The organism is uncultured Arthrobacter sp. (assembly GCF_964021775.1).
Lineage (GTDB): Bacteria > Actinomycetota > Actinomycetes > Actinomycetales > Micrococcaceae > Arthrobacter.
The window spans coordinates 83196-96411 of the sequence record NZ_CAXHZI010000004.1 but is presented as its reverse complement, the minus strand read 5'-3'; the positions used below and the strand labels follow the sequence as shown (position 1 = coordinate 96411).

Genomic DNA, 13216 nt, shown 5'->3' with positions numbered 1-13216 from the left:
GGCGTGTACCTAGAACAACTTTCGCTGACAGATTTCCGTAGTTACGCCCAGGTGGACCTCAGTCTGGAACCCGGCGTCACGGTGCTGGTGGGCTCCAACGGCATCGGCAAGACCAACCTGATGGAAGCGATCGGCTATCTCGCCACGCTCAGCTCACACCGGGTCAGCAGCGACGCACCGCTGCTGCGGTTCGGCACCGAGCGGGCTATGATCCGGGCCAAACTGGTCCGCGCCGGCCAGCCCACCGTGCTGGAACTCGAAATCAACGGCGGCCGGGCCAACCGTGCCCGCATCAACCGCAGCAACCCGGTCCGTGCGAGGGACATCTTGGGGATCTGCCAGACGGTGCTCTTCGCCCCCGAAGACCTCGCCCTGGTCAAGGGCGATCCGTCCAACCGCCGGCGCTTCCTGGATGAGCTGCTGGTCAGCCTGATGCCGAGGCATGCTGCCACCCGCAGTGACTACGACAGGGTACTCAAGCAGCGCAATGCGTTGCTGAAATCCGGCCGGACCGGCAAATTCACTGCCGGCCATGAGGCGACCCTCGATGTCTGGGACCAGCACATGGCCCGGGCCGGCGCGGAACTGCTGCATGCCCGGCTGGAACTTGTGGAGCGGCTGCAGCCCCACCTCAAAAACGCCTACGCCCAGCTCACCGACGGCTCCAAGGCGGCCGGGGCGGTCTATCGCTCCACGCTGCAGGGAATGTTTGACGACGACGGCGAGGCGCCCGCCGCCGCAGGCGGTACCGCAGCCGGCGAGCCGGCTGCCGGGACCGAGGACCTGCGGCAGTTGAGCGTCGAGGACCTCACCGATCGTTATGTGCAGGCTTTTGCGGCCTCGCGCCGCAGGGAGCTGGAACGCGGAATTTCCCTGGTGGGCCCGCACCGCGACGAACTGGAGCTGGTCCTGGGCCAGGCCCCCGCGAAGGGGTACGCCTCCCATGGCGAAACCTGGTCCATGTGCCTGTCCCTGCGGCTCGCCTCGTATTACGTAATGCTGGATGATGCCCGTACCGGCGGCTCCGCCCCGATCCTGATCCTGGACGACGTTTTTGCCGAGCTCGACGTCCAGCGTCGGCGTAAACTGGCGGCAATAGTATCCGGCGCGGAACAGGTCCTGGTGACCGCCGCCGTCGAAGATGACATCCCTGCGGAACTCGCCGGACGGCGGGTGAAGGTCATTCCGGGAGGAATCGATGAGCCGGTCGATCGATGAATAAGGACACCGACGGCGGTCTGCAGCCGGGCCGTGACCCGGATGATATCGACGCTGCCCAGGCTGCCCTGAACCGGATGCGCGATGCCGCGGCGGCACGCGGCGAAATCCGCCGCAAGGCGCCGCCGCGCCCGGGCAGCGTCGGCCAGAAACCCGCCCGCGGCGCTGGTACCCGCGGCTTCACCCAGTTCCACGGCACCGGACGGGACCCGCTGGGGCTTGGCAAAGTGGTGGGGCGGCTGGTGGCCGAACGGGGTTGGAGTTCGCCGGTGGCGGTCGGATCCGTGATGGCACAGTGGCCCGCCCTGGTGGGCCCGGAGATTTCCGCGCACTGCACACCGGAGAGCTTCACCGACACCACCCTGCACGTCCGCTGCGACTCGACGGCCTGGGCCACCCAGCTGCGCCTGCTCAGTCTGAGCCTGCTGGAGAAATTCCGGCTGGAACTGGGTGACGGCGTGGTCACGAGCATCCAGGTCCTCGGTCCCGCTGCGCCAAGCTGGCGCAAGGGGTCACGGACGGTCAACGGCCGGGGCCCGCGCGACACCTACGGATAGCCACCCGGGTCGGGCTGGCCCGCGGGGTATGAAGCACTTCTTCCAAAACTATTGAAAAATCCTCAAGCGCCGTGTAGGGCGCTCCAACGCCCCGGAGGCGTATAGGAACCCAGCCGGAGCACCCCGGGGGCCGTGCAGGCGGAATCAACGGCCTCCCAGCGGCATTTTGCCTTGCGTTTAGGCCTCCGGAATGCGGGATATCACCCTATAACACGGTAGAATCGTGATAGATAACTGGGCGCCGGTGAAACGTCGACTGAGTCCGTTTCCGACGCATTTTTGTGTGCGGAAATAGGCTCGCGCAAACGATGCAGCCGGGGCCATCAGTGACGTGCCTGTTGGCGGTAACCGTTCCTCTGCGGAGGCGGCGACGGCCGGCCTTCAACGAACATAGAGGAGTCGAAAGCGCCTGTGGCTAACGACAATACAGATTTTCCGGCGGCGGACCCAGCGGCGGAAGGCGCTTCGGCGGACACCCCCGCGGAGACGGTGAAGCCCCGTGAATACGGCGCCAGCGACATCACGGTGCTCGAGGGCCTGGAAGCTGTCCGGAAACGCCCCGGCATGTACATCGGCTCCACCGGACCCCGCGGCCTGCACCACCTGGTCTACGAGGTCGTGGACAACTCGGTCGACGAAGCGCTGGCCGGCTACTGCACGCACATCGAAATCGTCCTGCAGGCCGACGGCGGCGTCAAAGTCGTCGACAACGGCCGCGGTATTCCCGTGGACATGCACCCCAGCGAGCACAAGCCGACGGTGGAAGTTGTTATGACCATCCTGCACGCCGGCGGAAAGTTCGGCGGCGGCGGCTACGCGGTGTCCGGCGGCCTGCACGGCGTCGGTATTTCGGTGGTGAACGCGCTCTCCAGCCGCGTCGACACGGAGGTCCGCCGTCAGGGCCACGTCTGGCGGATGTCTTTCGCCGACGGCGGCAAGCCGCAGGGCAGCCTGGTCAAGGGCGAGGAAACCTCCGACACCGGAACCACCCAGACGTTCTACCCGGACGCCAGCATCTTCGAGAGCACGGATTTCGATTTCGAAACCCTGCGTGCCCGGTTCCAGCAGATGGCGTTCCTGAACAAGGGCCTGCGCATCACCCTGACCGACGAGCGCCGCGCTGCGGAGGAGCCGGCCGAGGACGGGGACCTGGACCTCGACGTCGTCGAAACCGAGGGCGAAGTCCCCGCGGAATTCCACACCGTGGTGTACCAGTACGACGACGGCCTGCTGGACTACGTGAAGCACCTGAACTCCGGCAAGAAGGTCGACGTCGTCCATGAGGACGTCATCGCCTTCGAAACTGAGGACACCGAACGGCACATCGCCCTGGAAATGGCGATGCAGTGGACCAACGCGTACTCCGAGAGTGTCCACACCTACGCCAACACCATCAACACCCACGAAGGCGGAACCCACGAAGAGGGTTTCCGCGCCGCGATGACCTCGCTGATCAACCGCTACGCGCGGGAGAAGAGCATCATCAAGGAAAAGGACGACAACCTCACCGGCGACGACATCCGGGAAGGCCTGACCGCGGTCATCTCGGTCAAGCTCTCCGAGCCGCAGTTCGAGGGCCAGACCAAGACCAAGCTCGGCAACTCCGAGGTGAAGGGCTTTGTGCAGCGCGTCGTCACTGACGGGCTGGGCGACTGGCTGGAACGCAACCCCGGTCCCGCCCGCGACGTGATCCGCAAGGCCATCTCCGCGGCCCAGGCCCGCATGGCAGCGCGCAAGGCCCGCGACAATGCCCGCCGCAAGAGCCCGCTGGAATCCTTCGGCATGCCCGGCAAACTGTCCGACTGCTCCTCCAAGGACCCGCAGAAGTGCGAGGTCTACATCGTGGAGGGTGACTCGGCCGGCGGTTCGGCCAAGCGCGGGCGCAACCCCGAGACCCAGGCCATCCTGCCGCTGCGCGGCAAGATCCTGAACGTCGAGCGTGCCCGGCTGGACAAGGCCCTCGGCAACGCCGAGGTCCAGTCCATGATCACGGCCTTCGGCACCGGTATCGGCGAGGACTTCGACCTGGCCAAGCTTCGATACCACAAGATCGTCCTGATGGCCGATGCCGACGTCGACGGCCAGCACATCACCACACTGCTGATGACGCTGTTGTTCCGCTACATGCGCCCGCTGATTGAAAACGGCTACGTCTACCTCGCCCAGCCGCCGCTGTACCGGATCAAGTGGTCCAACGCCCCGCACGACTACGTGTACAGCGACCGGGAACGCGACGCGAAGCTGGTCTCCGGCCAGGCGGCCGGCCGCCGGATCCCCAAGGACAACGGGATCCAGCGCTACAAGGGCCTCGGCGAGATGGACTACACGGAACTCTGGGACACCACCATGGATCCGGAGCACCGCACCCTCCTGCAGGTCACCATGGACGACGCCCTGGCGGCCGACCAGACCTTCTCCGTCCTGATGGGTGAGGACGTCGAGTCCCGCCGAAACTTCATTCAGCAGAACGCCAAGGACGTTCGGTTCCTCGATATCTAGCGGACGTACCGCTACATATTCCTGAGCCGATATATACCTGAAACGGAAAATATAGACTATGAGTGACGAAACACCCGAGGTCCCCGCCGAATCCGGCGCGGAATCCGTACTCGAAGGCACCGTTCTTGACACCGATGTGCTGACCGACCGGGTCGAACAGGTTGACCTGCAGACCGAGATGCAGCGCTCCTACTTGGACTACGCCATGGCCGTGATCGTGGGCCGCGCACTGCCGGACGTCCGCGACGGACTCAAGCCAGTCCACCGCCGCGTGCTCTACGCGATGTTCGACGGCGGCTACCGCCCGGACCGTTCGTTCAACAAATGCGCCCGCGTTGTGGGCGAGGTCATGGGCCAGTACCACCCGCACGGCGACACCGCGATCTACGATGCCCTGGTCCGCCTGATCCAGGACTGGACCATGCGCTACCCGCTGGCCCTGGGGCAGGGCAACTTCGGTTCCCCCGGTAACGACGGCGCCGCGGCACCTCGGTACACCGAGACCAAGATGGCCCCGTTGGCCATGGAGATGGTCCGGGACATCGACGAGGAAACCGTCGATTTCCAGGACAACTATGACGGCAAGAACCAGGAACCCACCATCCTGCCGGCGCGTTTCCCGAACCTCCTAGTGAACGGTTCCTCCGGCATCGCCGTCGGCATGGCAACCAACATTCCCCCGCACAACCTCCGGGAAGTTGCCGACGGGGTGCAGTGGTACCTGGCCAACCCGACCGCCAGCCGCGAAGAGCTGCTCGAAGAGCTGATCCAGCGGATCAAGGGCCCCGACTTCCCGACCGGCGCCACCATCCTGGGCCACAAGGGCATCGAGGACGCGTACCGCACCGGCCGCGGCTCGATCACCATGCGCGCCGTCGTCAACGTCGAGGAACTCCAGGGACGCACCTGCCTGGTGGTCACCGAGCTGCCGTACCAGGCCAACCCGGACAACCTGGCCATCAAGATCGCCGAGCTGGTCAAGGACGGCAAGATTTCCGGCATCGCCGACCTCCGCGATGAAACCTCGGGCCGCACCGGCCAGCGCCTCGTGATCGTGCTCAAGCGCGACGCCGTCGCCAAGGTGGTGCTGAACAACCTCTACAAGCACACCCAGCTGCAGGACAACTTCGCGGCCAACATGCTGGCGATCGTCGACGGTGTGCCACGCACGCTCAGCCTTGACGCCTTTATCCGGCACTGGGTCACGCACCAGATGGACGTCATCGCCCGCCGCACCCGGTACCGCCTGCGCAAGGCCGAGGAGGAAGCGCACATCCTGCGCGCCCTCCTCAAGGCGCTGGACGCCCTCGACGAGGTCATCGCCCTGATCCGTGCGTCCACTACCACCGAGGCGGCCCGCGACGGGCTGATGGAGCTGCTGGACATCGATGAACTGCAGGCCCGGGCCATCCTGGACATGCAGCTGCGCCGACTCGCCGCCCTGGAGCGCCAAAAGATCCAGGACCGCCATTCCGAACTCGAGGCCCTGATCGCCGAGTACAACGCGATCCTCGCCTCCGAGGAGCGCCAGCGCGAGATCATCAGCACCGAACTCGCCGAAATCGTGGCCAAACACGGCGACGACCGCAAGACCAAGGTCCTGATGGGCTTCGACGGCGACATGTCCATGGAGGACCTGATCCCCGAAGAGGAAATGGTCGTCACCATCACCCGCGGCGGCTACGTCAAGCGCACCCGCAGCGACAACTACCGGTCCCAGCAGCGCGGCGGCAAGGGCATCAAGGGCGCCCAGTTGCGCGGCGACGACGTCGTGGAACACTTCTTTGTGACCACGACCCACCACTGGCTGCTGTTCTTCACCAACCTGGGCCGGGTCTACCGCGCCAAGGCCTATGAGCTGGTCGAAGCGGCCCGCGACGCCAAGGGCCAGCACGTGGCCAACCTGCTGGCCTTCCAGCCGGACGAACACATCGCCCAGGTGCTGGATCTGCGCGACTACCAGCACGCCCCGTACCTGGTGCTCGCCACCAAGCGCGGCCTGGTCAAAAAGACGCGGCTCGAGGACTACGACACCAACCGATCCGCCGGCGTTATCGCCATCAACCTGCGCGACGGCGACGAGCTCGTCTCCGCGCAGCTGGTCTCCGAGACGGACGACCTGATGCTGGTGTCCCGGAAGGGCCAGTCCATCCGCTTCACCGCCACGGATGAGGCCCTGCGTCCCATGGGCCGTGCCACGTCCGGTGTGACCGGCATGAAGTTCCGGGAGGACGACGAACTGCTGGCGGCCGACGTGGTGCAGGACGGCTCGTTCGTCTTCATCGTCACCGAAGGCGGCTTTGCCAAGCGGACGGCGGTGGAGGAGTACCGCCTCCAGGGCCGAGGCGGCCTTGGCATCAAGGTCGGCAAGTACCAAGAGGAACGCGGCCACCTCGTCGGTGCCCTGATCGTCAACGAGGAGGACGAAGTCCTGGTGGTCATGGAAGGCGGCAAGGTGGTGCGTTCCTCGGTGACCGGGGTGCCTGCCAAGGGCCGCGACACCATGGGCGTGATTTTTGCCAAGCCGGACAAGAACGACCGCATCATCGCGGTGGCCCGGAACAGCGAACGCGGCCTGGAAACCGACGAAACTGCCCTCGAAGAAGGTGCTGAAAGTCCGGCCAGCGAGCAGGATGACGTAACGTTGGCTGGAGAAAACGGATCACACGAGGGGTCCGCAGAGACAGAATCAGTACCGGCCCCGGAGTCAGATGAGTCATCAGGCAGTGCCGAGCTGGACGAAGACAACACCGGAGGTAACGCGTGAGTAATTCCGACTCATATCCCAAGTCGAGCAGCGGTCCCGGCGGGATGCGGCAGCCGGCCGCTGCCCCGCGGGTGAACGCACCGTCGCGGCCGCAGCAGCGCCCGGGGGCCGTCGGCTCCGGTCAGCGCCCGTCCGGCACGGGCCCGCGTCCGGCCGGTGCGGGCCAGCGCCCCGCCGTCCCCGGCCAGCGTCCCGAAGCTCCCGGCCAGCGCCCGGCACAGGGTGCGCCCGGCCTGGTCAAGCCGGCACCGAAGGCGAAGGTCCGCCGAGCGCGCCTGCTGATCAGCAAGGTGGATCCCTGGTCGGTGCTCAAGATGGCGTTCCTCCTTTCGGTGGCGCTCGGCATCGTGACCGTCGTTGCTGCGATCGTGTTGTGGACCGTCCTGGACCTGACCGGCATCTTCGACCAGGTGGATGGCCTGCTCGGCACCCTGGCCGGCTCCGAAAGCGGCGGCTTCGAGCTGAAGAAGGTCGCCTCCCTCGGCCAGGTCGCCTCCTTCGCGGTCATAATCGCCGTGATCAACGTGGTGCTGCTGACCGCACTCTCGATGCTCTCCGCGGTGCTCTACAACATTGCGGCCACCCTCGTGGGCGGCATCGGCGTGACGCTCACGGACGACTAAAACCCGTAGTTTTCCCGGATATTCACCGGGGAATTGCCTCGATTTGAGATCGGGCCGGGATGTGCTGTAAAGTCATATCTCGGCCCGATGAGGCATCGGGGCGTATAGCTCAGGCGGTTAGAGCGCTTCGCTGATAACGAAGAGGTCCCAGGTTCAAGTCCTGGTACGCCCACGGAACCTGTACTGGTTCTTGTAAAGGTCCACGTGAAACTGGACCGGAACGGGGTGCATGTGAAGAAGTTGCTGGTTGTTGCAGCCACGATCGCAAGCGTCCTGGTCTACAGGAAAGTGCAGGAATCCGAAGCCCGGAAGGCAGTCTGGAGCGAGTCGACCGACACGGTCGATTAGCCCGGAACCCCGGCAGGAAAGCTGGAAACGGCTCTCCGCCAGCGGGGTATGATTGACGGGTTGCTTCTTATGGGGGCATGGCGCAATTGGTAGCGCACCTGCTTTGCAAGCAGGGGGTTCGGGGTTCGAGTCCCCGTGCCTCCACCATAGGAACGGTCCCGGTTAGCGGAAACGCTGGCCGGGACCTTTTGCGTTGGACCGGGATCCGCAAAGGACCGGGGCGGAACCGGGACGCCCGCGCCGGCACACTACTGTGGGAGCGTGAACTTCTTCCTCGCCGCCCTCGGCGTGCTGGGCGTCGCCTCCTCCGGCCCCTTGATCGCCGCCACCCTGGGCGCCACCTCGGTCAGCGCCCTCGCCATCGCGTTCTGGCGCAACGCGATCGGAGCGGCCGTGATGGCCGGGCCCGTCCTGGTGCGCCAGCCCCGCCAGTTCGGCCGTGTCACCGCTAGCGAATTCCGCTGGTCCCTGGCCGCGGCAGTCGCGCTGGCACTGCACTTCGCCTGCTTTATCACGTCGCTGCAGTTGACCTCGGTGGCTGCCGCGACGGCGCTGGTCTGCCTGCAGTCCGGCTGGATCGCCGTCTTCCAGCTCTTCCGCGGGGTCCGGCACCGCTGGCAGGTCCTGGCGGGGCTGGGACTGGCATTTGGCGGCGTCGTGGCCATTACCGGCTTTGACATGGGTAGCTCCCCGCAGGCGCTGGTTGGCGACCTGCTGGCGGTTGCCGGGGGCGTGCTGGCCGGCATTTACACGCTGGCCGGCGGCAAGGCCCGCCAGACCATGGGGACCGGCGTGTACACCACGCTCTGCTACGGCATGTGCGCCGCCGTCGTGGCCGTCCTGGCGCTGGCCACCCGGCAGCCGCTGGCCGGCTTCGACGCGACCGGCTGGCTGGGCATCCTAGCTATTACCGTGTGCGCGCAACTGGTTGGGCACACAGCGTTTAACCACCTGCTCGCCACGATGAGTCCACTGCTGGTGTCGATGATCATCCTGCTGGAAATCCCCGGAGCAGCTTTGCTGGCGGCGGCATTCCTGGGCGAGACCCTGCCGGCGGGAACCTATGCCGGGCTGGGGATGATCCTGGTGGGACTCGCCGTCGTCGTGATGGGCCAGCGGCGCTCCCGCGCTGTGCGGCGCAGCGCCGCCCGCCTGGCGGAGCTGGGAACGGACTGACGACGACGGCGGCGAGGGTGAGCCCGCGGGCCCGATTGCCTTACTGGCCGCCGCGGCGGGCCGGCTGGGCCGTGTTGACGGTGTGGATGGCGCGCAGCAGCTTCGCCGGGAAGTACACCGAAAAGAAGACCACCATGGGGGCCTTCAGAGCCATCTTCTTGACGTTGTGCGCCTTGTAGGTGCGGTCGAAGCGCGTGACGTAGTAGCGGTAATCGCGGGGCGAATCCTCCAGCCGGCGCGCCGACATCCCGGACACCATTTGCGGCCAGTACTGGATGCGAAGCTCATGGTCGGCCAGATGCAGGGACAGGTCGATGTCCTCGTGCATCTCGTCCTTCTCATCCCGGCAGGTCTCCAGCCGGATGGCCTCCCACGCGGAACGTCGCAGGGCCATGTTGGAGCCAAAGAGGAAGTGGTACTGGTGCTTCGCGAGCTTGAGCATCAGCTGGCGCATTTTGTCGTCGGCCTTGAGGCCGAAGCGGCGCATCGGCATGTCGTAGTACACCACCGGGCCGGTAGCGGCGTGCACGGACTGATCCGCGAAGGCCGCCTGCACCTGCTCCACCCAGTCCGGTTCCAGCACTGAGTCAGCATCGATCCGGCCCAAGACATCGCCGGTGGCGTGGTCCAGGCCGAAGTTCCGGGTGGGTATGAGGCCCTGGTCCCGGTCCTGGCTGAGCAGGATGATCGGACTTTCCGGGTATTCCAGCTGCATCTGCCGGACGATTTCCGCGGTGCGGTCCTTGGACATGTTGTCGACCACGATGATCTCGTGGGCGGGGACCGACTGGTAGACGGCGGCGATCAGGCACTGCCGAATGACGCTTTCCTCGTTGTACGCCGGAATCACGATGGAGACGGCCGGCGGCGGCGCAGCATCGTGTGGGGCATCCACGGAGAGCTCTTCGGGTGACATCCCCCCAAATTTAGCACCTGCGCCGTTCCGGCGGCCTGTTGACGGGCCCTCAGGGACGGGCAATGGCAAAGCAAAAGAAGGGACCCCGCCGGTGGCGGGATCCCTTCTCGAGTTGTGGCGCTCGGCCGCCGGTTCGGCCGCCGGCTGGCCGCGAACTACTTGGCCTTGTCCTCGCCGTTCATGCTCGCGGCGATGTTCCGCACCGCGGTCTTGGCGTCGGTGGCGACCTTGGAGTCCTCCGACTTGGCTGCGTCGGCTGCGTCTGCCGAGGCATCGGCTGCCTTGTCGGCTGCGGCCACCGTGGCTGCGGCAGCGGTGTCCGCGGCGTCGCTGACGTTCTCCTTCACGGTTTCCTTGACGTCGCTGACCGTGGTGGCCGGTACCGGGGCCGGGGTCGAGGGCGTGACCGGGGAAGGCGTCTTCCACGGGTCCTCAATCGGCTTGGAAGCCTTCCACGCGGCGACGCCGGCGGCGACGGCCGCGGCGATGACGCCGAAGATCAGGAATCCGCGGTGCTTGGGCTTCTGCGGCTTCGCTACCTCGCCGGTGACAACGCGGCTTGCTTCGGCAGCCGCAGCCTTGAGCTGCTGGCCCGCGGACTGCGCCTGCTCCTGGATGCTGTGGACAACACCGGAGTCAACCAGCCGCTGTGCAACGGCGTCGACGTGGGCCGGGGTGCCTTCCAGGGTGCGGTGCACGGCGTCGGAGGCGTGGCCGATCTGGTCCGAAAGCTTAGGCAGGTATTCAACCACCACACGGTCCCGTGCGTTGGCGATGACCGGGGTGGCCCGGTCCAAAGCCTCATGCAGCCGGGGAGTGGCGCTCTCGACGGCGTCGTGGATCTTCGGTGCCAGCTGTGCCAGCCCGTCCTGAAGGCGGGGGGTTACCGTGGCGACACCGTCGGCCAGGTTGTGGGCCGCTGATTTGAGGCCCTCCTGGATCTTGGGAGAAGCGGTGTCCAGGCCCTGCTGCAGACGCGGGACGGCCCAGTCGACTGCCGCCTCAACCCGCGGGGCTGCCCAGTCCTTGGCGTTTTCTACTGCGGTGCTGACTGACTGCTCCAGGTCACGGGCAATACGATCCGATTTCTTCACAACTACCTCCCGATTAATGTGACGGTTCTGCAGTTAGCCTACGTGGCCGGGACTCCACCGGCTATTCTTGGGCCCGATTTCCCCCGGATTTCACCCAACGCGGAACTGACTGTGCGGCCCTGTGCGTGGACCACTGCCGTGGAAGAATAGGGCCATGACTGCCATCGCAACCGCAAAAGCAACCATTCACACGAGCCTGGGCGACATCGTCGTCAACCTCTTCGGTAACCACGCGCCCAAGACCGTCAAGAACTTCGTCGGCCTGGCCACCGGTGAGCAGGCCTGGACCCACCCGGAGACCGGGGAGGACAAGACCGGCACGCCGCTGTACAACGGCACCATCTTCCACCGCATCATCAAGGACTTCATGATCCAGGCCGGCGACCCGCTGGGCCGTGGCACCGGCGGACCGGGCTACAAGTTCGACGACGAGATCCACCCGGAGCTGACCTTCAACGAGCCCTACAAGTTGGCCATGGCCAATGCAGGCATCCAGATGGGCCGCGGCACCAACGGATCCCAGTTCTTCATCACCACCATCCCGACCGGCTGGCTCCAGGGCAAGCACAGCATCTTCGGCGAAGTCGCAGATGACGAGTCCAGGAAGGTTGTCGACGCCATCGAAGGCGTCCGCACCGGCATGGGCGACCGTCCGGTTGAGGACGTCGTCATCAACAGCATCGACGTAGAACAGCTCTAGACCCACGCCATGAGCTACGGAATTCCGGCGGCAGAGCCGTCCGCGCAGATCCCGGTGTGCCCCCGGCACCCGGACCGGCCCGCCTACGTGCGGTGCCAGCGGTGCGGGCGCCCTGCGTGCCCCGACTGCCAGCGGGCGGCCGCCGTCGGGTTCCAATGCGTTGACTGCGTCAACGAAACCAAACGTACGACGCCGGCGGCCCGTTCGGTCTACGGCGGTGCCGCCGCGCTGGGGAGGCCGCTGGCCACCTTCGGGCTGATCGCAGCCTGCGTCCTTGTGTATGTGCTGCAATGGCTCGTTCCCAACGACGGGATCTACCAGGACTTCGCTTTTGCCACGGCCTACGCCAACCCCGCGTACGGTGCCTTTGAACCCTGGCGGATGCTGACCTCGGCCTTCCTCCACTCCCAGGGCTTCATCCTGCACATCGTGCTGAACATGTACATGCTGTGGATGTTCGGCCAGGCGCTGGAACCCCTCCTGGGGCGCATCCGCTTCCTGGCGCTTTATCTTCTCTCCGCGATCGGCGGCTCCGTTGGTTACCTGCTGCTGACCCCGGCCTACGTCCCGGGCCAGTCCCTCACCGGCGTCGTGGGCGCCTCGGGTGCCATCTTTGGCCTCTTCGGCGCCATGCTGGTGGTCCAGCGCCACCGCGGCGGGGACACGCGGCAGCTCTGGGTCCTGATTGCCATCAACGGCGTCATCGGCTTTGTGGTTCCACAGATCGCCTGGCAGGCCCACCTGGGCGGCCTTGTCACCGGAGCGCTGTGCGCCGCGGTGATCGCCTACGTGCCACGGGGCCGGCGGCAAGGGCTTCTTCAGGCCGCCGGGCTGGCCGCGGTCCTGTGCCTGCTCGTCGCGGCCACCGCCCTGCACGCCGCCGCCACCGCCCTCCCGGCCTAGTTCCCGCCCGGGTCGCCGGCCGCCGCCCTCGCCCTCCCGCCTAGTTCCCGCCTAGGTCGCCGGCCGCCACCCCAGCTCTCCCGCCTAGTTCCAGCTGCGGTTACACGTCCCGGCAGTCTCCGCCACAGGCGCCGCTTTCCGCGTGCCGCCCGGGCGCTCCCGGCCTGGTTTCCGCCGCGCTTCCGGGTTCTCGCTACACTTCCGGACTGACGCGGCCCGGGTCCGGGGTGCGCTGGTCCGCAACCGGCGCGCTTTTCCGGATCTGCCGCACCCGCTACCAACCCGCGGCCCTGGAGCCTCACTGCTCGTTCTCGCTCCCGGTCACTTTCACGAGTCTCTGTCGGCGACTTTTCCACAGGGGTTATCCACACTGTTGGTAACTTACATGCCTGTAGTTCAGGTCCAGATGCCTGAT

The 13216-nt window shown here is 66.2% G+C and carries 11 protein-coding genes and 2 tRNA genes; 11 read left to right on the top strand and 2 right to left on the bottom strand.

The features are described 5' to 3' along the window. Nucleotides 1-3: 3 nt before the first annotated feature. The 9 genes from recF (at nucleotide 4) to ABIN76_RS05615 (ending at nucleotide 9188) form a co-directional block, all read left to right on the top strand. The gene (recF, locus tag ABIN76_RS05655; protein WP_346958743.1) at nucleotides 4-1218 is read left to right on the top strand and encodes a DNA replication/repair protein RecF; all 1215 of its coding nucleotides are present in this window, start codon (nucleotides 4-6) and stop codon (nucleotides 1216-1218) included. Continuing rightward, entirely contained in the window at nucleotides 1215-1775 is a 561-nt protein-coding gene (locus ABIN76_RS05650) for a DciA family protein (RefSeq protein WP_346958742.1), read from the top strand. Before recF ends, ABIN76_RS05650 begins: the two co-directional genes overlap by 4 nt. A gap of 411 nt (nucleotides 1776-2186) precedes the next feature. Continuing rightward, nucleotides 2187-4274 (top strand): DNA topoisomerase (ATP-hydrolyzing) subunit B, encoded by a 2088-nt coding sequence (gyrB, locus tag ABIN76_RS05645; RefSeq protein WP_346958741.1) that lies wholly within the window; start codon nucleotides 2187-2189, stop codon nucleotides 4272-4274. A gap of 58 nt (nucleotides 4275-4332) precedes the next feature. After that, a complete protein-coding gene (gene gyrA / locus ABIN76_RS05640; RefSeq protein WP_346958740.1) occupies nucleotides 4333-7041 on the top strand; it encodes a DNA gyrase subunit A in 2709 nt (902 codons plus the stop codon). Further along, entirely contained in the window at nucleotides 7038-7664 is a 627-nt protein-coding gene (locus ABIN76_RS05635; RefSeq protein WP_346958739.1) for a DUF3566 domain-containing protein, read from the top strand. Before gyrA ends, ABIN76_RS05635 begins: the two co-directional genes overlap by 4 nt. A gap of 98 nt (nucleotides 7665-7762) precedes the next feature. Beyond that, nucleotides 7763-7836 (top strand) — tRNA-Ile (locus ABIN76_RS05630). Nucleotides 7837-7895: 59 nt separating this feature from the next. Next, a complete protein-coding gene (locus ABIN76_RS05625; protein WP_346958923.1) occupies nucleotides 7896-8012 on the top strand; it encodes a DLW-39 family protein in 117 nt (38 codons plus the stop codon). A gap of 71 nt (nucleotides 8013-8083) precedes the next feature. Next, a tRNA-Ala gene (locus tag ABIN76_RS05620) sits at nucleotides 8084-8159 on the top strand. Nucleotides 8160-8273: 114 nt separating this feature from the next. Continuing rightward, the gene (locus tag ABIN76_RS05615) at nucleotides 8274-9188 is read left to right on the top strand and encodes a DMT family transporter (protein ID WP_346958738.1); all 915 of its coding nucleotides are present in this window, start codon (nucleotides 8274-8276) and stop codon (nucleotides 9186-9188) included. 40 nt (nucleotides 9189-9228) lie between these two features. Here the strand turns inward: ABIN76_RS05615 and ABIN76_RS05610 are convergent, their stop codons facing one another. Both ABIN76_RS05610 and ABIN76_RS05605 read right to left on the bottom strand, forming a co-directional pair. Continuing rightward, on the bottom strand, nucleotides 9229-10104 hold the full coding sequence (locus ABIN76_RS05610; RefSeq protein ID WP_346958737.1) for a glycosyltransferase family 2 protein: 876 nt from the start codon (nucleotides 10102-10104) through the stop codon (nucleotides 9229-9231). Between the two features lie 155 nt (nucleotides 10105-10259). Then, complete coding sequence (locus ABIN76_RS05605) at nucleotides 10260-11198, bottom strand: hypothetical protein (protein WP_346958736.1); 939 nt, start codon at nucleotides 11196-11198, stop codon at nucleotides 10260-10262. Nucleotides 11199-11352: 154 nt separating this feature from the next. Here ABIN76_RS05605 and ABIN76_RS05600 point away from each other — a divergent pair, with 154 nt between their 5' ends. Both ABIN76_RS05600 and ABIN76_RS05595 read left to right on the top strand, forming a co-directional pair. Next, nucleotides 11353-11898, top strand: coding sequence for a peptidylprolyl isomerase (locus tag ABIN76_RS05600; protein ID WP_346958735.1), 546 nt, complete (start codon nucleotides 11353-11355; stop codon nucleotides 11896-11898). 9 nt (nucleotides 11899-11907) lie between these two features. After that, complete coding sequence (locus ABIN76_RS05595; RefSeq protein WP_346958734.1) at nucleotides 11908-12801, top strand: rhomboid family intramembrane serine protease; 894 nt, start codon at nucleotides 11908-11910, stop codon at nucleotides 12799-12801. The last annotated feature ends 415 nt before the right edge of the window (nucleotides 12802-13216 follow it).